Raw genomic sequence first — 18,526 nt, 5'->3', positions numbered from 1 at the left:
CTCCGCCCACGACCGGGACGGGCCGGTGGTCCGCGCGGTCGCCGCGGCCGTGGTCCTGCAGGTCTGGCCGCTGCTGGCCTTCCTCGGCGGCCTCCTGGCCGTGGCGCTGGCGTGGTTCGCGTCGTCCGGCGACGGCGTCCCGGCGGAGATGGCGTGGTGGTTCTTCAAGGCGGCGGCATTGGGCCTGGCGGGCTCCTTCGCCCTGCACGAGGTGGCGCACGTGGTGGTGCTCAAGCGCCTTCCCCACGTCACGCACATCGCCATCGAGCGGACGATGTGGCGCACATCGGTGATCCCAGCGGGGACGATGACGGCCCTCCAGAGCGCGGGCGTCGCCGTGGCCGGTCCGTCCTCGTGCGTGATCGTCGGCGCCGGGCTGTGGAGCATGGGACTCGACCGGGCCCTGGCCTGGTGGTATCTCGTCCACCTCGTGTTCCTCCTGCCCTTCTTCGGCGACGGCCGGAACCTGGTGCACGGCCTCCGTGAGGCGGTCGCCCTGCGCCGGGCCCGGCGGACACGGGAGTGAGAGTATCTACATGTGGTGTTGGTAGGACTATGGCACCACAAGATGTATGGTTCCTCTGACGTTGGCTCACCCGTCCCACCCAGGGACGGGTGTCGTAAGAGGGAACCCGGTGCGATTCCGGGACTGCCCCGCCAACCCCTTCGCCTTCATGGAACTGCAGGACGTCCAGGAGCTGTCCAACTTCTTCGAGCGCCGGGTCTCGGCCTACCAGATCGGCACGGAAGGCGCCGTCAGCCTCGACGAGGAGTTCTGAGAACCGTTGCAGGCACGTGGTCTTTTGCCTGCGGGACGCAGGTTCGATGCGCCGGGCGGGGCACGACAAGAATCTGCCAAACATGCCATGTCATTTGACGTGCTCCGCCAGGCGCGACACATTCGAAGGCGCCCCCTTCTTGGTGCTGTGCATTCGTCGTGGGCTCCCAGAAACACACCACCGGCAAGGCCACCAGGCGAGAGGTCGACTATGAACGTGCGCGTATCCGAGTCCCTGAACGAGGAAGCCGAGCGGCTGGACGCCGCAGATCCGCTGGCCCATGTGCGGAAGCGATTCGTCCTGCCCGCGGGCCAGATCTATATGGAGAGCACGTGTCTGGGGCCGCTGACCTCCTCGGTCTCGGCCGCCGTTCGCGAGGCGGTCGACGTCCAGTGGGGTCGGCGGCTCATCGACGGATGGTGGGAGGACGGATGGTGGGAGGCCCCCGCCCGCGCCGGAGACAAGATCGGGCGGCTGCTGGGCGCCGCCCCCGGCCAGGTGGTGGTCAGTGACTCCACCACGGTGCAGCTGTTCAACGCCCTCGTCGCGGCGTCCCGGCTGCGTCCCGGCCGCAAGGTGATCCTGAGCGTCACGACACAGTTCCCGACCGCCCGGTACATCACCGACTCGGCCGCGCGGATGCTGGACCTGACCGTCCGGCGCGTCCCCCCGGCCGAGATCGAACGCTACCTCCGGGCCGACGGCGAGGCCATCGGGGTGCTGCTCCACGAACCGGTCGACTTCCGCACCGGCGAGCTCTACGACCTCGCGGGCCTCACCCGCGCCGCCCACGCCGCCGGCTGCGTCACGGTGTGGGATCTGTGCCACGCCGCCGGGATCGTTCCCGTCGACCTGGACGCCAACGACGTGGACATGGCGGTCGGCTGCACCTACAAGTACCTGTGCGGCGGCCCCGGCTCACCGGCGTTCATCTACGTCGGCGGGCGTCACCAGAACGTCTTCGACCAGCCGCTCCCCGGCTGGAACGGCCACGAGTACCCGTTCGGCATGCGCGACACCTACCAGGGCGCGCCCAGCATCGCCCGCGCCCGCATCGGCACCCCGCCGATCATCTCCATGATCGCGCTCGAAGCGGCCCTGGACGCCTACGACGCCGTCGACATGCGGCAGGTGCGTCAACGCAGCCTGTCGCTGACGGGCTTCTTCATGACCTGCGCGGAGGAACTCCTCACGGGGACGGCCGCGTCCGTGGCCACACCGCGGGAGCCGCAGCGCCGGGCCGGTCACGTCGCGGTCTGCCACGGCGACGCGCCGAAGATCGTCCAGGAGCTCAGGGACAACGGCGTCGCGGCCGACCATCGTCCGCCGGACCTGATGCGGTTCGGCCTCCACCCCCTCTACACCACCCACCGCGAGGTTTACGCCGCGGTGTGCACGCTCCGCGATCTGGTGGTCTGAGCGTCCGCGGAACGATCCCGCCGGACGGTCCGCCGGCCCTGGACGCACGTGGACGCTCCCTAGACTCGCCCTCATGCTCAGACTCGGATTCCCGGTGATCGGCGTGACCGACGTCCCGCGCGCCGTGGCCTTCTGGACGTCGGCGCTGAACCTGGTCGCCACATCGGAGTGGGAGGCGCCCACCTGGAGGACCCTTGAGCACGCGGACGGGTCGGGCCGGGCACTCGCGCTGATGTTCAGCGAGTCGCCCGTCCAGGAACACCCGCGCATCCACCTCGACCTGATGGTGGACACCACGGCCGAGCAGGAAGCCGAGGTGGAGCGTCTGATCGGCCTCGGAGCCGAGAGGATCACGTGGGACCTGTACCCGCCGGACCCTGACTTCGTCGTCCTCGCCGACCCGGACGGCAACCGCTTCTGCGTCGTGGATCTGAGCCGGGCCCCCTCCGGCCCGGCGTAACAAGCGCCACGCCGCCCCGCATCGCGCCCGCCGCCCCGCCCCGCCCCGCGCCACGCCGCGTCGCGTCGCGTCGCGGGTCGTGCGTCGGCCAAAGCTCCGGGCAGAGGCAGGCCACCGCTCCTGGCGGTGGCCTGCCTCGATCCCTGGACGCTCGATCAGTCGGTGAAGGCGTCCTTGGCCTTCTCACCGGCCTGCTTGAGGTCCCCCTTGACCTGGTCGTTCTTGCCCTCCGCCTCAAGGCGCTCGTTGCCGGTCACCTTGCCGGCGACTTCCTTGGCCTTGCCCTTGAGCTTGTCGCCGGTGTTGGCCGCCTTGTCCTTGTTCCCCATGGGAAGCCGTCCTCCCTGTTCGCCCTGATCAGTACGCATCTGCCTTACCCGTCCAAAATGCGATGATGCGCGGCCGAACCGCCGAGGCCCCGCAGTTCGACCCGCTCGCACCCTCCTGACCAGGCTGTTTCCTCGCGACAGCGTGGGTGGCGACACCGTCGTTCGACGAGGTGGTGGTGCTTTTGTCACTGCTGCCGTCAGTCAATGGGCGCGGGCATCGTGGTGTACTCGTCTGATAACTGAGCGTGACAAGGGAGGTTTTGTCATGACCACTACCGCCCCCCGACGTGCGTTGACAGTGCGCGCCGCCACGCTGGTGGCGAGCGCCGTCCTCACAGCCACCGCGATGGCCGGCCTGGCCGGCGCCGCCACCGCCGGAACCCCTGGAGGCACGGTCGACGCCGTCCTCGGTGCCCCGGCGCCACAGAACGAGGCCGCGCCCGGCGGCACGGCGGCGCAGGACGACGCAGCGCCGGGCGCGGAGACGGACCAGAACGACGCCGCCACCAAGGCCGCTCCCTGCTGGCCCAGCGGGGGCCGATGGTGGTGCAACAACCGCCGCGGCGCGAAGGTCGTCGCCAGGGACGGCGCCCTCGTCGGCTACATGTACACCACGACGAGCTGGTTCAGTTACCGGTGTGAAGGCGGACGCAACAACAACGGGCCGCACCCCAACCGGTGGGCCTATACCCAGGCCGACAATGGCCGATGGGGATACATGAGCGACGGCGACATCAACAGCGAGACCAACCCTCTACCCGCCCGCGGACACTGCTGATCGAGTCCGCCGCGCCCCGTCCCACCGACAGGTCCGAAGGTGTTCTTCCGGGCGAAGCGCAACGCGCCCGGGAGAACATCTGATACCCACGCGCTCCAGGACGGCACCGGCCATGGCGATGACGTCCGCGAAACGGTCGCTACGCCGATCGAAGGGACCGTGACATGACCATCACGGACCAATGGTTCTATCCCCGCGAACTCGAAGGCGATCTGGCGGAATCCGGGCTGAGCCCCGGCCGGATAGCCGAGACGCTGGCGCAGACCTGGGAGTACAACCGGTCGGTCGTCCCGCACTTCACGAACTGGGACCGCTATCTGGCACTGGCCCGGCTGTGCGCGGTCGGGATCGTCGGGGAGGTCTTCGGGGACATGGTCGACGTGCTGTCCCCGGCTCCCATCCTCGGCTACGACATCGACGAACTCCTGGACGAGCTGTTCGGGAATGGCGCCGTCCGCGACGAGATGGCGCGTGAATACCGGGCGTCCCTGCTGTTCATGACGGAGAAGTCCAGCGGACGCAGGAACTCACGATTGATGCGCTGCTACGCCGACGCGCTGGCGCATTCGCCGATCGACTGGTTCCGGTTACGTGACTGCGACGCGATGCTCCGGTTCTTCATCGCCGCCGCGATCGCCTGCAACGACGACGTCGCCTGGCTCGGCGAGCGGGATTACCGCCTTGTCACCGAGATGGGGGTGGGGCTCTATGACGCGGTGGCCTTCTACAAACATCGGGCCGAGGGCGAGATCCACAACACCTACGCATACGTCGGCCCAGAGGTCCGCCAGGCGGCCTTCCGTTCCTACCGCGAGGCGCTCTGGGCGCTGGACACCCAGTGGGCCCGCACCACCGCCGGACGCAGCGCCGTCAATTTCACGCGGCTGCTCGGTGGCCCGATCCACGTGATGATGCGCAGATACCGGTTCGTCGAGGACGGCCTCAAGCTCGGCGAACCGGAGACCACGCAGGTCGTCGCCCTGACACGCAAGAACACCAAGCTTTGGTACCGCAACGATGTCACCAGCGCCGCCGACGAACGGTACGAGGCCGTCCTGGCCCAGAAGGACCGGGTGCTGTTCGCGGGACTCGCCAACATGCTCACCCGGCCCGATACCGACAAATGCCCGCGGTGTCGCCGCCGCCCTGTCTACGGCGCCGAGGAGATCGGCGAGTTCGGCGGGATCGAGCCGTGCCCGCCATGCCGCGCGACCTGGCAAGACCACCTGCGGACCTTCCCTGAGCGCGCCCGCGACCTCCTATCCCGCGCCTCCGGCTGACGTCCCGGCCCGGGGGGACACGGGCTCGTGACGTCATGCCTCAGCACGCCGGTATGCGCTGACACCGACGGGCACTCGGCCGTCCACCGCGCGGATGACCGACTCGGCCCCCTCGGGCCCGGATCCGCCGTACAGCTCGATCAGATGCAGCTCTCCGGCCATCTTCCCGGCCACCTGCCCGCCGGCCGCCTCGTCGGGCACCGCCACGAAGGTCGTCCTGCCGCCGTCCGCCTTCTCGCGCACCACCACGTCGATGGACGGATCGGCGCCGTCGTGCACGATGATGAACGCCTCCGACAGCGCCTCCCCGGCCTCGAAACGCGTCTTGTACGAGGCCACGCCGGTCAGCGACTCGAACCCGTAATAGATGGCCCCCACGGGCACCTTCCCACCGCTCGCCCGCCCGGCCGCGGCGTGCGGCACGGCACCGAACCCGCCGCAGAGCTCGATCTGCGTCACCCCTTCGCCGACCAGCCGGGACACCAGCCCGACCATGTGCTCCGGCCCGTCGACCGCCCGCACACGTGTGCGTCCGCCGCCGTTCTGAATCGTCATGACGTCGGCCGACGGGTCGGCGCCCGCCTCCTCAAAAATGATCACCCTGTCGTCGCTCATGCGAGCGACTCTGTCACCTCGACCAAACTTGAGGTCAACCGGATCGCCGACAGAGAGAACCCCAGACGGCCCATTCCGGATGCCGCCGATCGCCGGCTCTAGCCGCGGAGCAGGACGCTGAGCGTGACCCGGTCGGGGAACAGGTTGTCCCAGTCCCACTGTTCGTGCCAGCTCTGAAACTGCTTTTCGGCGCCGTACATCTGGAAGTACCACTGGGGGTCGTTGCTGCTCAGCGTCTCCGTGCCCTCGTGCCTGGCGTAGTTCTCCATCGTGATGTAGTCGGTGCCGCTCTTGGCGATGACCCCGCCGTAGTGGAAGTCCACCGATCCGGAGGTGCCGTCCGGGCGAAGTGCTTTGATCATGAGGACGTCGCCGATCGCCGCCGGCGGCGTGTACTCGTTCAGATGGCGCCTCCAGAGCGCCTTCTTGAAGTCATCGGGGTACTGGGTGCGCTCCCTCATCGCGATCTGCAGCATACTTTGCATGACGTGCGAATATTCGTCCTTTGCCTGCTGTATCGCCGCCTGGGTCTGCGGATTCTGCTGGTCCGGAAGGTTGAGGCTGTCGATGACGTGCTGCTTGGCGCCATAAAATTCGTCAAGATAGGTTTTCCGGGACGTTTTGGTCACATCACCGAGAACGGCGGCGAGACCTTCCCAGTACCTGTCCTCCATCGTGCCGCCCACGATGCCCACCATGCCCGTCACCTGCTGGGCCATGTCGTCGCAGCGCTGAGGGAGACGGACGTCCAGCCCGGACTGGGCCGGGGCGTGCGTGGGCGCCACCGCCGGCTCGACCTCCCAGAGGGTCACCACCTCCTCACCGGATCGCATGAGAAGAGATCTCGTCGTCCGGCGCAAATGGAGGATGTGGCTTCCGGTCTGGAAATTGACTCTTCCCTGTAGATTCTGGTTGGCCTGGGCGATCCGCTCCTGGGTGGCGAAGAAGGATTTGGCCTGGATGAACGGGCTGCCGGTGTTGTGCTCGACGGCGAGGTCCTTCTTCTCGGAAATGCGCAACGGGGCACGCCCGGTGTAGCGGACATTGATCTCACCATCAGGACCGACGAAACTGTTGTTGATCATTTCCTGTGAGGTGAAGGTCTCGTCGAGCGAGGTGCTCTGGCCCACCCGGCGTCGTCGCGGATAGTCGTGGTCGCCCGGCTGCACGACGACGTAACGCTGCACCGGGATGTCCGGCGCGACGACCCCCAGGTCGGACGCGGACCCGGCCTCCTCTCGGGTCACCGCCCGCTGCAGGGAGACCGGTCTGCCGAGGGCGGCGGCACTCTCGGTGTCGGCGGCTCTTTCGAGGTCATGCGACGGATGGGTCATCAATAGCCCGTGGCCATTGTCGGTCCCGGCGGTCAGCCCGTCCCGGTTCTGCTGCACATGGACCAGCTCATGTCCGAGCAGACTCTTGCCGCTGGAAGAGTTGGGGGAGTACCGATCGCGTCGAAAAGCGATGTGAGAGCCCGAAGTAAAGGCCTCCGCCTGGACCGACTCGGCGGCCTCGTGCGCCGAGGTGTCGGTGTGCACGCGGACATCGGAGAAGTCCGTGCCGAACCGGGCCTCCATCTCGGTGCGGACCGGCTCGTCCAGGGGCCGTCCCGGAGACCTCAGAACACGCTCCACACGCTTACGCTGAACGGCCGGGCCATCCTCCGCAAGGGCCGTCTCCTCCTGCCCCAGACCCGCCCCGGCCTGGGGCTCAGCAGAGAGAAAGCGTGCCACGGCCGCGTTGCCGGCCATCCGCTGCAACGCCATGATCGAGGCGGGAGTGGGCGCGGACTCCTGAAGGTCCCCCGCTATGAGCCCACTCGCCGGGGCTCGCGTCGCGTTCGGTGTCCGCCGTGCCCTGCCGTCCGTCCGGCGGCCCCTCAGCTCACGCACAGTTCGCTCCTTCGGACGATGTCCCGACCTCTCATGCTCTCCCGCGCCTCGTCCAGGAGTAAGGAACACTCAGGCAGGCACCCCACCAACGGTCGTTGCCCGAACGGACACCGGACGATCCGGGCACACCGGCCCCGTCCACACACGGACAGGATGAACAACCAACTGCACGAGCTGCCGCAAAGCCCTGCGGCCAGCGACCACACCCTCGCTCAAGCACGCCATGCCCCAAAGGCCCTCGGACGGCCTACTCGTAAAGAGCACAGCGATGCTTGCCGACCCCAAGAGTCCGGCCGACGACAACGAAACAGGCGCTCGCGAGTCATCCGACGCCGCACACGCAAGCTGACGCGCGGACGTGCAAGCCATCACGCACAGACCTACCAGCGCCAACGCACCAGCGACGACCGGGATGTAGCAGCGACTGACGACCGCACCCCCGTGCCGTTGCATAGATGGAGACTGCGTCAATAGCCCAACTTGTCCCGCCAAGCCACCCAAGCACGGACCGTGGACATGTCGAAGTTGGGGCGTGCACCTCAAGAGTGAACGTGGTGACCCCCTGCTCCAGCAGCGCGGATCCGTTCACCTCGGATCGCCGCTCACGCCCGCCGACAGTTCGATCTCACCCGGATCGCGGCCGATCTCCGCGCAGCGCTCGGCCAACACCTGCTTCTTGCGGGCGAACTCCTCACCGGAGGAGAACCAGTGCCAGATGTCCGCGTGCCTGGCGACCAGCCGCAACGTCTTCTGCTCGCCGCCACCGCCGATCAGCACGGGGATCTTGCGGACCGGCGGCGGGTTCAGCTTGGCGAACCGCTGCTCGACTCTGGGCAGCGCCTCGGCCAGCGCGTCCACCCGGCTGCCGGGCGTGCCGAACTCGTAGCCGTACTCGGCGAAGTCCCGTTCCATCGCGCCCGCACCGATGCCCAGGATCATCCTGCCGCCACTGATGTGGTCGACGGTGCGGGCCATGTCCGAAACCAGGTCCGGGTTGCGGAAGCCAATGGACGTCACCAGCGGACCCAACTGCACCCGCGACGTCTGCTCGGCCCATGCGGCGAGGACCGTCCAGCACTCGAAGTGCTTGCCACGCTCGTCGCCGGAGATCGGCAGGAAGTGGTCCCAGTTGAAGATGATGTCCACGCCGGCGTCCTCGGCCTGCTCCGCGGCACGGCGGATGTCCGAGTAGTCGGCGTGCTGCAGGGCGATCTGCACACCGATCCGCACCGGACGGGAGTTGATTGCCATGATCAGCAGCCTAGTGGCCCGCGACGGGACCACCCGGCGGCTCCAGCGACCGATCGCCAGCACCACCGACCACCACCCAGTGAACACCTTCGCCACCGAGCCAACGCGACCCGCAGCATCGGCACCTTCGTCCCGCCCCGCTCGAAGCGACCCTCCCCGCCCGCTGCACCACCTCCTGAAGCCACATAGGCCAGGGCGCCGCCGATTGCGCGTGCATTGTGCGCAAAAACACCTGCGGGGATGCGCCATTGGACGCATCCCCGCAGGTGAGTGGCGGAGGATCGGGGATTTGAACCCCGGATGGGCGGTAAACCCAAACCGCATTAGCAGTGCGGCGCCATAGACCGGACTAGGCGAATCCTCCAGCAGCCATCAGGCTCAGCACAGAGTACCGGTTCAGCGCGCCAACCGGCAAAGCCTGGCCGAGGTCACAGAAGCATAGTCCGAATCCTGGCGTTCCGCTCCCAGGACCGTGGGAGCGGAACGTTGCGCGCGTCAGCCGAGGCGGAAGCCGGAGTAGCCGCACGCCTTGCCGAGCTCGTTGCCGTGCCGCTGCATCGCGGTGAAGTCGGGCGAGCCGCCGGACAGGTTGCCGGAGCTGAGTCGCCGCAGCGTGGCGGCGGTGTCGTCCAGGTCGCCCGCGAACTTGGTCGCGGTGGTCTCGACGTCGCCGCCGGCGTTCTGCCCCTCGGCGCGGATCTTCGTGGCCGCATCCGAGAACTTCTGCGCGTTCGCCGCCGAACCGCTCGACACGCCACCGGACGCGATGTTCCGCAGCTCCGTCTCGATGTTCTTGCATGCGGTGTTCTTCTTGCCTCCGCCGGTGACGGAGTCGATCGGCCCGCAGGCCGTGGAAGCGAGCATCGCGCCACCTATGGCAAGGACGCCGACCAGCTTGGTGGCAGACATGCGCATGGGGGTTTCTCCTTCAGGGGGTTTGGGATCTCGGACGAGATTAGACCTCACTGGTCACATCCGTCTCGATTACCCTTTTGATGCCATCCCGCCACGAACGGTTCCGTGATCCAGGGCACATTGCAACGTTCCCGCGTCCGGCGACTCCCGACACCTCACGCCGCATGCAGCTCTGCGGGAGTGTCCTGCGGTGAGTTAGCTCTAGCGCCGCCACCACCCACATATGACGCCCGAACAAGACCTTAAGATTGTAACTTTACGTTACGAACTATAGGCAAGGAGTGACTAATGCGACATCGTGCGCCTCTGCTCCTCGGCAGCCTGACGGCCATGGCGGCGCTGACACTGACCAGCCCGGCGCCCGCGCAAGCAGCCACCGGCGTCTTCACCTACCGCACCCAACCCGGCAACATCCCCCACGCTCTTCGTAACCCGGTCGACAGCACGTGCTACGTCGCCCCAGGAGGCAGCAACGCCTCGAACGACACCAACCGTGACGCAACCCTCTACGCGAGCAACACGTGCACAGGCGCGCCGATCAAGACGCTCCAACCAGGCCAGCATGACGACTCCACCCGATTCGGCAGCGTGAAGTTCGTGCGCTGACCCGCGCTCCCCCCGAGCAACACCGCCTCGCCGTCCCCACGCAAGCAGTGAGTCCGCCGCCCTGATCACACGAAGGGACGGACGATCCCGGCCGGGCGTCCCATCGGTAGCAGCCAGGCGGACAGAGGCGATGACGGCCCCGTCAGCGGGATGCCGACCAGTGCCCGGAGAGGCCGTCCCGGGACGGGCCATGGGTGCGGGTGCCCTACACTGGGAGGGCGCGAGCGGCGAGAAATCCTAAGCGCAAGCACCTCCGTGCGAGCTGCTAGACTCTCGCCCCGTTGGTAAAGCTCCTGGTGAGAGCCAGGAGGGCAGGCACCCGTAGCTCAACGGATAGAGCATCTGACTACGGATCAGAAGGTTAGGGGTTCGAATCCCTTCGGGTGCGCACAGCTCAAAGCCCCCTTGCGATCTTCGGCAAGGGGGCTTTTGCTAACGGCGCCTCCGAGCTAGGCCACGTCCTCCACCCGCTTGGCGAAGATCTCGGCCGCCTCCACGAGCTGCTGGTTGATCACGTGGGCGTACACCCGGAGCGTGATGGACGGGTCAGCGTGCCCAAGCCGCGCCGCCACCACGTGGACGGGGACCCCCGCCAAGAGAAGCGTTGTCGCGTGGATATGGCGCAGGTCGTGAAGGTGTCTGTGCTGAACTGGGGCAGAGCCCCCGGCGGAAGGCGGACGATGGTCAAGAGGACCGGACGGCCCGGCTATCTTCAGATAGGCGATGACCTGCGAAAACAGATCCAGGACGGACGTCTTGCCCCCGGCCAGTCCCGGCTAGTCACAGCCGTCCACGGCCCGGCTCGGCGAGGAGTACGAGGTGTCCGCCGAAGTCGTGAAGGCCGCCATCAGCGTGTTGCGGACCGAAGGCGCAGTGATCGGCCAGCAAGGCAAGGGCGTCTTCGTCCGCGACCAGGCCGGCGCCAGGGCCCAAGGGCAGTCGCAGGGAACCCCACCGCCTGCCGATGCTGACATGACGACCAAGCAGCTCACCGAAGTCCTCGCGGCCGTCCGCGACCTGGGCGAACGGGTCGCCCGGATCGAGCGGGCCGTCTTTCCAGAGCCGCCGCCAGCCGATCGACGCGGCAAGTAAGGTCGTCCAGCTCGGAAGGAATCAGGTCCAAGAGGTCCCGAGGAGTTCGCCCCTGTTCATCCTCCACTGTCATCGGTGACCGCCTCCGGCTCTGGTCCGCTCTCTCGTTCGGCACACCGATATTCCCGCCCAGGAGGCACGCTCAGCCTATCGTCAATTCCTCATCGGGTTCTTTCACGTCCGTTTATACGTCCGCTTTCATGAGCCTACGCCGATGATGAGACATGCCGATTGATGCTGGTATGCGCCACTACCCTCGAAAGGCCAAATTTGAGCACGCTCAAACAGCGCAAAGGCTGGCATCCTCACAAACTCCGGGAGCGCAGAGAGAAGCACGGGTTGAGCCTCGAAGCCGCAGGCGACCAGTTGCGCCACGTCGCACGGCGCGGAGGGCTCAATGTCGCAGCCAACTTCCAAACCCTGTGGGAACACGAGAACGGCAACACCTACCCAGGCCCGCACTACCGCCGCGCCTACTGCCTGATGTACAAGGCCACCGAGCCCGAACTAGGCTTCCGCCTCCCGCTCCCCGCCGAAGAGGCCGGCGACCTCACGCTTCCGTTGCCGAGCCCGCTCAACCCCGCAGCCACCGACGACGCAGCCGCGACCATCTCCCAAGGGCTCGACCGGGTATCGGACCACACCCAGGACCAGGACCCTTCCGCTGGCGACGCCCTCAAGGCGCGCGTCGTCGGCGCATGGCGAGGACGAGCCATGAGCGGCAGTCTCGGCACAACCACCCTCGTCCTGGTCGGCGGCTACGCCGGATCGGGCAAAACCGAGTTCGCCCGCTTTCTCGGCGACGTGTCCGGGTGGGCGTTCCTCGACAAGGACTCGCTGACCCGTCGCCTCACCGAGCGACTCTTGACTTCCCTGGACGGCGATCCGCACGACCGGCACACCGACCTCTACCTGAAAGAGGTCCGGCCCCTGGAATACAAGTGCCTCATGGACACCGCCAACGACAACATCAACTGCGGCATATCCACGATCCTCGCAGCCCCCTTCATCTCCGAGTTGAAGGATCCGGCATGGTTGAGCCGTCTCACCAACCGCTGCAAGGCCAGGGGCGTGGACGTCGCAGTCATCTGGGTTCGATGCGACATCGATTCCATGCGCGAATACATCGAGTTCCGAGGCGCCCCCCGCGACACCTGGAAGCTCGCCCACTGGGACGAGTACGCCAGCAGCATCGACACCCAGACCAGCCCGCCCGGCGTCCACCTCACCGTCGACAACCGGCTAGGCGCCGCGATCAGCATCGCCGACCAGACACGGGAGGCACTGCGTAGGGTCCTGTCATGACCAGCAAGGGCGTCATCCTCTACGGCCCGCCGACCAGCGGCAAGGACACCGTCACCGCCGAGCTGGCACGCCAGGACGACCGGTACGCCCTGCTCCCCAAGCTCAAAACCGGCACCGGCCGCAGCACCGGCTACCGCCACGTCTCACCCACCGAACTGGAGACCCTCCGCCGCGCGGGCCGCCTGGTCGTGGAGACCCACCGCTACGGCAACGTCTACGCCATCGACCACCATGACATCGCCGCCCTGGTCGACGACGGCAGGATCCCGGTCGTGCACATAGGCAACCTCGCTGACCTAGAGCGCCTCCACAACACTGTCCCTCTGGCATGGACGAACGTTCTCCTGTGGGTTTCGCGCGAAGTCTGCGCCGACCGCTCCCGGCACCGCGGGGACGCCGACACCCCCAGCCGTCTCCAAGCATGGGACGAGACGCTCCACGACCTGCAGTCCACCGACGCCCAGCCGTTCAACCTCGCCATCCGTACCGACCAGGCCGAGCCAGCTGAGACGGCCCGCCGCATCGCCGCTGCCGTGGCCGCCGGCCCAGGCCCCGGCGTCCCTGTCCTGCCCGTCATCACATAGAAAGCCGCGCGGCGGGTGAACGGCCCCGCCGCGCGGCTGCACTAGGGCCACGGCCACCCGCGCGGATGTCGGATTGCCGTGTCCAGTTCCTTAACGGTCAGTGCTTCGACCAGGCGCCATCGTCCGTCAGCAGGCACCAACGCCCAGAACGTTCGGGTATGTAGCCCCCACCAGCACATAACCCCGTACCGTTTCTCCAACTCACCCAAGGCCGACGCTCCAGGCATCGCGCCCTGGGCGTTCATCAGCCCTCGCCCGCGCTCCGGGACCTGGCCGTCCAGGGGAGCAGCAACGCCGAAACCGCCTTCACGGCGACCTCGACACGTGAGCACGGCGCAAGCAGATCACCGGTACTCGATCGGTACCACCACCCACCGGGACCAGCCACGACCGTGACACTGTCGCCTATGCACGGCGTTTCCGAGCGGTACACCCGCAGCATGACGGGGGAGTCGTCATAGCGCGCCTCAGCCGTCCATCCGTCCCGACACAAGGCGCGCCGGAGCCGATTGAGAAGCCGACGCGTCCGCCACCTGGTCAGAAGCCGCGCGGCCAGTGCAGCCGAGGGGACAAGCACCGGCCGCGCCGCCTCTACCTCCCCCACCGAGGCCGCCTCCCGGTTAGCAGCGGCCCCGTCTGATGATGACGCCGGGGGCGTGCGCGCCATCACCAGGCCCTACCTGACCGACCGCCCGCGCGACGGCCCTCCTTGAGCAGCGCCTCGCGCAACTCCACCGGATCAGGACTGATCACCGTGGCATCAACCCCGGCGTCCGGGTCGAACAGCGTCGCGACCCAGATGCTCGGTTGCCCGTCCGGACGCTGCGAGCGCCAGATCCGATGCCCGGTGAACTCTTCTCGGAGCTGGCGGAGCGCCGGCTCTTCGTCCTCGGCACGCGTACTCATCGCGGGGTTCCTCGTGGTCGGTCGTCAGCCCGGACGGTCCGTCCGGCATGGCGACCAGCGTGCCGCCGTCCCGCGATCGGCAAAGGAGCCTGACAGGGGGCCAGCAGGGGGCCAGACTTGAACACGGGAGGTGACCAACGATGACCACCCAGGCACGACGAGAGTTCGGCGCCTACCTCGCGCGCCTACGCGGCACCAGAAGCCAACGCGCCCTCGCCGCCGAACTATGCGCCCTCGCCGCAACCCACACCCTCACCCGACACGAGGTATCCCACTGGGAACGCGGCCTACGCATCCCCGACGACTGGCTGCCCTACCTCGCCCGCGCGCACAACGTCCCGCTCACCGTCCTGGAACGCATGGCCGCCCAAGCCCACGGCAACGAACCAGGCTTGGATGGCACCCCGTTCGACCTGTCGGCGTTCTTCCCCGGCGCCGAGACCCTCAAGACCAGACTCGCCAACGCATGGCACGGCCGAGCCGTAGCCAACGCCGGAGGCAATCCCGTCCTGGTCCTGGTGGGCGGCTACGCCGGATCGGGCAAGACCGAGTTCGCCCGCTTCCTCTCGGACCTGTCCGGCTGGGCACTCCTCGACAAGGACGCCCTCACCCGCCGCATGACCGAACGCCTCCTGATCTCCCTAGGCGCCGACCGCCACGACCGCCACACCGACCTCTACAAGACCCAGGTCCGCCCGCACGAGTACCGATCCCTGCTGAACGTCGCCTACAACAACACCGAATGCGGCATCTCCCTCATCCTCGCCGCCCCGGTCATCTCCGAACTCAACAACCCCAGTTGGCTCCCACGCCTCACCCACGGCTGCCAAGCCAAAGGCGTGGACGTGACGTCCATCTGGGTCCACAGCGACCTCGACACCATGCACGAGTACATCGAACTCCGCGATGCCCCCCGCGACAGCTGGAGCTGACCCACTGGGACGAGTACACCAGCACCCTCAACACCGAAGACCCACCCACAGCGGCCCACCTCACCATCGACAACCGCCTGGGCGCCGCCGTCAGCCTCGCCGACCAAACCCGCCGCACTCTCACCCGACTCACCCCCTAAACCCGCAGGTCACAGACGCGAAGTCTCGTTGGTGAGCACCTTCTTCACGTCTTTAAAGGCGCCCGCTGCGCGGTCGCCAGCGGCCGCCCGCCCCGGCGCGCCGGGCGTGCGGCCAGTCCTGGCCTGTCCCGTCCGGTCCCGCCGCGCCGGGTCGCCCGTCCGCCGAGTCAGATGAGCGTGTCCCCCTTGTCTTCCTCGATAGCGGGGGGCTTCTGGAATGATGGCGGAACGGGAAAGACCTTGGCCTTCTCCAGATCGGTTACGGTGACGAGCGGGCCAGCGCAGACGTGTTCGAGTAGTTCGGCCTGCTCAGGCTCCAGTTCCACGCACAGTGTCAGAACGTTGAGCAGTTGCAGGAGTTCGGTGGTGAAGTCCGCGGGCCAGTAATCGGGGTGGATGTGGTCCAGGGGTGACGACTTGCGTCCGGCTGGGCCCTTCTTACGATAGCCGAACCACTTCTTAACAATCTTCATCCCGGAGACCACATATGCCCAGACTTCGGGACGCACCGGCGAGACTTGTCCAGTGCCGATGTGGAGGGTAGTCGTTTGTGGATCGTATGAGATGTCGTCGGGCATATTCTCGGGCGTACCAGGGATTGCGACCTGGACCTTAGGTCGACTGGTTAAGGGGGCTTTGGGGGGCCCTGCCGGGCGATTGCCGGCTGGATCGGCGAAGCGTTCCCCGTAGGTGTGCAGCCAAAGGACCCGCCGCCCGACGGCCAGGGCTCTCTCCCACAGCACGGAGTCGGCGGTGAGCGGTACCCGTACACCCGGGGTGCGTAGTTCTGCTCCGAAGCGTGCGGTGTAGCCGCCATGAGCGACTAGAGCGGCGATGTAAGCCAGGACGTCGGTCGGGGTGACGACGCGGCCGAGCCGCTCGGAGAGCAGACGCGTCACACCGGGGGCGAGGTTGGGTGCTAGCCCCACACGATCCCGATACAGCGGAAGTACCCGCCCACCACGTCCGTTGAAGTGATCCATGTCAGGTACAAACGCAGCGAAGGTCAACCCGGGACCGCCCTCGACTAGCTGGCCATGCTGCTCGGTAGCGAATATTTGGGAGTTGCTCGCTACTCGCCAAAGGTCTGGGCTTGGCCGATGATGAACTCGTGTATCAGGGATGACCCACTGCCTATCGAAGGAACGATAAGCCACTCGTACCGGTATCGGGCATGATGTGGTCTCATCTCCAATTACCCCCTTATGGTCAACAAATCCATATATCGGCTTGATGACGGAGTCGATCTTTCGTGAATCACTCTCCTTGAAAAGTGTGGCCAGTTCGTCGCGTGGCGCCTTGATCAATCGATCCCAGCGGGTGCGCAGTGTCTCAGGATCGGGGCTATAAACCCAGGTTCGATTGGGCTTGACCCCTGGGGCTTTCCATGGCATTAGGTCTCCCAGCGATGGGTAACCGAGCCAGTCATCCCCGCCAGGCGGCTGAAGACGGTCCTGCCAGCCGGTAGCGCATTCGGTCCATGATGGGTCATCGAGAGTTATCGCTTCAAGTCGGGCGAACTTCTGCGTGCGGCGACCCGACAAGCTTATGTGGTGGATCCGAGCTGGCATCTGCCGATCACCTTCGCCATAGCGAGCGAAAATGCCGATGCAAAGAGGTTGTTGTACGCCGGGAAAAATGCGAGTGCTAACCTCAGGCTGATGACCTTCGGGGGAAACATCGATAATCCATCCCTCGTCGGCCGTGCGGCGCAGGTATTCGCGCATGCCGGCGAACCCGGGACCAGTGGTATAACCCGAGGTGGTGATGAACGCCACGATGCCCGAAGGCTGTTCAGGATGGGCGTCGAAAACCTTCCAGGTGGCCCACCGCCAAAAGTAGATATATAGATTTGACAATACGTACTCGTACTTACCGCGTCCAGTGGCCTTGAAGTCGAGCAGGGGCACGTTATGGCCGGAGTTCTCGGCGCCCTGCTCAATCCAGCCGCCCAAGCCCTTGGCGTGCTCACGATAGGGTGGATTTCCGATGACTACCTGAACCCGAGTTTCTCGCTTGAACTTATTGGCCTCACGACGAGAACGCACGATTGGTTCGTACATCGATCCAAGGTCAAGGCCGGTGTTTTCAAACGGGCTGTCGAGAGTATCGGCCACGAAAAGCTTTTGATCCTCTTCAGCGACCTCGGCTTTGTATTCTGCTTTGATAGCCTGATTTAGCCGTAATTCGGCGACGGCGAATGGTCCTGTCTGCCGCTCTAGGCCGATCAATCGGCCGAATAGCTTTTTGAGCTGCCCTGGGACCGCTCCAGGCCCCTCCTCTTCCTCCACTGCCCGAGCGACGCGTTCGATGATGTTGAGCAGGTATGTTCCAGTTCCCATGGCCGGGTCAACGACCATAACGTCGTCGGCCGCGAAGCCGCCCTTTCGTCCGAACTTGCTGGACAATATGTCTTCAGTGAAGCGGACCATGAACGAGACAGTCTCGTTTGGCGTGTAGTAGGAGCCGCTTTGCTTCCTTAGGTCGGCGTCATAGACATCAAGGAAACGCTCATACAGATGCAGATAGGAATCCGCTGACCCGTCGCTGATCTCGTCCCAGTCGACCACTCCGATGATGCGTTTTAGAGTCTTTGCCACGACGCTGCGCTCTTCGATGGCATCGTGGGCTAGGACGGTGAGGGCCTTGCCCATCAGGGAATGGGTCTTGCCGAGTTGGGCGGCGATCTGGCTGGCTGTGCGGTTTTCGAAGGCAATGCCGTCGACGCGCGCTAGGAGCAGAGCAAAGGTAACCGTCTGAGCGTAGGCATCAGAGAACTCTTCGTGCGTCAGCCCGGGAAACAGCATGTTGCGCCAGTCGACGGTCAGCTTGGTAAATACTTTTGTCTTCTCTTCTCCGCGCATTTCTCGGCCGATAGCCTCGATGACCTCTGTGCGGAGCAGCCTGCACAGGCCAGCGACGGCCCGCACGAGCTGAGGTACATTCCTTGGTGGGTCAGGCTTCCACAGTAGGAACTCAGAAATCGTTCGTAGGAATTCGCCATTAGCGGGAACAAGCTTGGCCCCCGCCTTGCGAATGTCTCCATCTAGCCGGGCGACTTGCCCGACCAGCTCGCCATCTCGGTACAGCGCCCACTGACAGCCATCGGTGTAAAGGACGTTAGGGAGTAGTCGAAGCTTCTCCCATTGCTCCTTCTCATGCCTGTTGGGGGTCCAAGTGCTCGGCACCCCCCGTCCCGGGGCCTTAAGTTCGACGTATCCTACTCGCGCGCTGGCGACGTCT

18 protein-coding genes, 2 tRNA genes and 1 riboswitch are annotated in these 18,526 nt (G+C 66.1%); of the genes, 11 read left to right on the top strand and 9 right to left on the bottom strand.

The features are described from left to right. The first annotated feature begins 25 nt into the window (after positions 1 to 25). The 3 genes from AGRA3207_RS19925 to AGRA3207_RS19910 all read left to right on the top strand — a co-directional run bounded on the left by AGRA3207_RS19925 (position 26) and on the right by AGRA3207_RS19910 (position 2,658). Complete coding sequence (locus tag AGRA3207_RS19925; RefSeq protein WP_231328558.1) at positions 26 to 526, top strand: hypothetical protein; 501 nt, start codon at positions 26 to 28, stop codon at positions 524 to 526. 53 nt (positions 527 to 579) lie between these two features. Then, positions 580 to 702: riboswitch (cobalamin riboswitch) on the top strand. Positions 703 to 995: 293 nt separating this feature from the next. After that, positions 996 to 2,198, top strand: a complete 1,203-nt coding sequence (locus tag AGRA3207_RS19915; RefSeq protein WP_231328556.1) for a kynureninase — start codon at positions 996 to 998, stop codon at positions 2,196 to 2,198. Between the two features lie 73 nt (positions 2,199 to 2,271). Further along, a complete protein-coding gene (locus AGRA3207_RS19910) occupies positions 2,272 to 2,658 on the top strand; it encodes a VOC family protein (protein WP_231328555.1) in 387 nt (128 codons plus the stop codon). A 155-nt stretch (positions 2,659 to 2,813) separates the two neighbouring features. Here AGRA3207_RS19910 and AGRA3207_RS19905 read toward each other — a convergent pair whose 3' ends face one another. Then, the gene (locus tag AGRA3207_RS19905; RefSeq protein WP_231328554.1) at positions 2,814 to 2,987 is read right to left on the bottom strand and encodes a CsbD family protein; all 174 of its coding nucleotides are present in this window, start codon (positions 2,985 to 2,987) and stop codon (positions 2,814 to 2,816) included. A gap of 265 nt (positions 2,988 to 3,252) precedes the next feature. Here AGRA3207_RS19905 and AGRA3207_RS19900 point away from each other — a divergent pair, with 265 nt between their 5' ends. After that, on the top strand, positions 3,253 to 3,765 hold the full coding sequence (locus AGRA3207_RS19900) for a hypothetical protein (RefSeq protein WP_231328553.1): 513 nt from the start codon (positions 3,253 to 3,255) through the stop codon (positions 3,763 to 3,765). Positions 3,766 to 3,929: 164 nt separating this feature from the next. Then, a complete protein-coding gene (locus tag AGRA3207_RS19895; protein WP_231328552.1) occupies positions 3,930 to 5,045 on the top strand; it encodes a hypothetical protein in 1,116 nt (371 codons plus the stop codon). A gap of 33 nt (positions 5,046 to 5,078) precedes the next feature. Here AGRA3207_RS19895 and AGRA3207_RS19890 read toward each other — a convergent pair whose 3' ends face one another. From AGRA3207_RS19890 to AGRA3207_RS19870, 5 genes are all read right to left on the bottom strand, one after another. After that, positions 5,079 to 5,660 (bottom strand): DUF6506 family protein, encoded by a 582-nt coding sequence (locus AGRA3207_RS19890; protein ID WP_231328551.1) that lies wholly within the window; start codon positions 5,658 to 5,660, stop codon positions 5,079 to 5,081. A 98-nt stretch (positions 5,661 to 5,758) separates the two neighbouring features. After that, complete coding sequence (locus AGRA3207_RS19885) at positions 5,759 to 7,426, bottom strand: eCIS core domain-containing protein (protein ID WP_231328550.1); 1,668 nt, start codon at positions 7,424 to 7,426, stop codon at positions 5,759 to 5,761. 711 nt (positions 7,427 to 8,137) lie between these two features. Further along, complete coding sequence (locus tag AGRA3207_RS19880; RefSeq protein ID WP_231328549.1) at positions 8,138 to 8,869, bottom strand: LLM class F420-dependent oxidoreductase; 732 nt, start codon at positions 8,867 to 8,869, stop codon at positions 8,138 to 8,140. Between the two features lie 205 nt (positions 8,870 to 9,074). Next, positions 9,075 to 9,167 (bottom strand) — tRNA-Ser (locus AGRA3207_RS19875). 131 nt (positions 9,168 to 9,298) lie between these two features. Next, the gene (locus tag AGRA3207_RS19870) at positions 9,299 to 9,718 is read right to left on the bottom strand and encodes a hypothetical protein (protein WP_231328548.1); all 420 of its coding nucleotides are present in this window, start codon (positions 9,716 to 9,718) and stop codon (positions 9,299 to 9,301) included. A 288-nt stretch (positions 9,719 to 10,006) separates the two neighbouring features. On the opposite strand from AGRA3207_RS19870, the gene AGRA3207_RS19865 reads away from it, so the two are divergent. Both AGRA3207_RS19865 and AGRA3207_RS19860 read left to right on the top strand, forming a co-directional pair. Further along, positions 10,007 to 10,324, top strand: coding sequence for a hypothetical protein (locus AGRA3207_RS19865; RefSeq protein ID WP_231328547.1), 318 nt, complete (start codon positions 10,007 to 10,009; stop codon positions 10,322 to 10,324). Positions 10,325 to 10,639: 315 nt separating this feature from the next. Continuing rightward, positions 10,640 to 10,712 (top strand) — tRNA-Arg (locus AGRA3207_RS19860). A 61-nt stretch (positions 10,713 to 10,773) separates the two neighbouring features. Here AGRA3207_RS19860 and AGRA3207_RS19855 read toward each other — a convergent pair. After that, complete coding sequence (locus tag AGRA3207_RS19855; protein WP_231328546.1) at positions 10,774 to 10,920, bottom strand: hypothetical protein; 147 nt, start codon at positions 10,918 to 10,920, stop codon at positions 10,774 to 10,776. A 223-nt stretch (positions 10,921 to 11,143) separates the two neighbouring features. Here AGRA3207_RS19855 and AGRA3207_RS19850 point away from each other — a divergent pair, with 223 nt between their 5' ends. The 3 genes from AGRA3207_RS19850 (at position 11,144) to AGRA3207_RS19840 (ending at position 13,305) form a co-directional block, all read left to right on the top strand. After that, entirely contained in the window at positions 11,144 to 11,416 is a 273-nt protein-coding gene (locus AGRA3207_RS19850) for a hypothetical protein (RefSeq protein WP_231328545.1), read from the top strand. 339 nt (positions 11,417 to 11,755) lie between these two features. Then, complete coding sequence (locus AGRA3207_RS19845) at positions 11,756 to 12,721, top strand: P-loop nucleotide/nucleoside kinase family protein (protein ID WP_231328544.1); 966 nt, start codon at positions 11,756 to 11,758, stop codon at positions 12,719 to 12,721. Beyond that, entirely contained in the window at positions 12,718 to 13,305 is a 588-nt protein-coding gene (locus tag AGRA3207_RS19840) for a guanylate kinase (RefSeq protein WP_231328543.1), read from the top strand. Before AGRA3207_RS19845 ends, AGRA3207_RS19840 begins: the two co-directional genes overlap by 4 nt. A 666-nt stretch (positions 13,306 to 13,971) precedes the next feature. Here the strand turns inward: AGRA3207_RS19840 and AGRA3207_RS19835 are convergent. Further along, positions 13,972 to 14,211 (bottom strand): hypothetical protein, encoded by a 240-nt coding sequence (locus AGRA3207_RS19835; RefSeq protein ID WP_231328542.1) that lies wholly within the window; start codon positions 14,209 to 14,211, stop codon positions 13,972 to 13,974. A 140-nt stretch (positions 14,212 to 14,351) separates the two neighbouring features. On the opposite strand from AGRA3207_RS19835, the gene AGRA3207_RS19830 reads away from it, so the two are divergent. Next, a complete protein-coding gene (locus tag AGRA3207_RS19830; protein WP_231328541.1) occupies positions 14,352 to 15,143 on the top strand; it encodes a P-loop nucleotide/nucleoside kinase family protein in 792 nt (263 codons plus the stop codon). A gap of 307 nt (positions 15,144 to 15,450) precedes the next feature. Here the strand turns inward: AGRA3207_RS19830 and AGRA3207_RS19825 are convergent, their stop codons facing one another. After that, a complete protein-coding gene (locus AGRA3207_RS19825; RefSeq protein WP_231328540.1) occupies positions 15,451 to 18,147 on the bottom strand; it encodes a type ISP restriction/modification enzyme in 2,697 nt (898 codons plus the stop codon). Positions 18,148 to 18,526 lie beyond the last annotated feature (379 nt).

It is taken from the genome of Actinomadura graeca (genome assembly GCF_019175365.1).
GTDB classification, from domain to species: Bacteria; Actinomycetota; Actinomycetes; order Streptosporangiales; family Streptosporangiaceae; genus Spirillospora; species Spirillospora graeca.
This window is presented reverse-complemented; position numbering and strand designations above follow the sequence as displayed.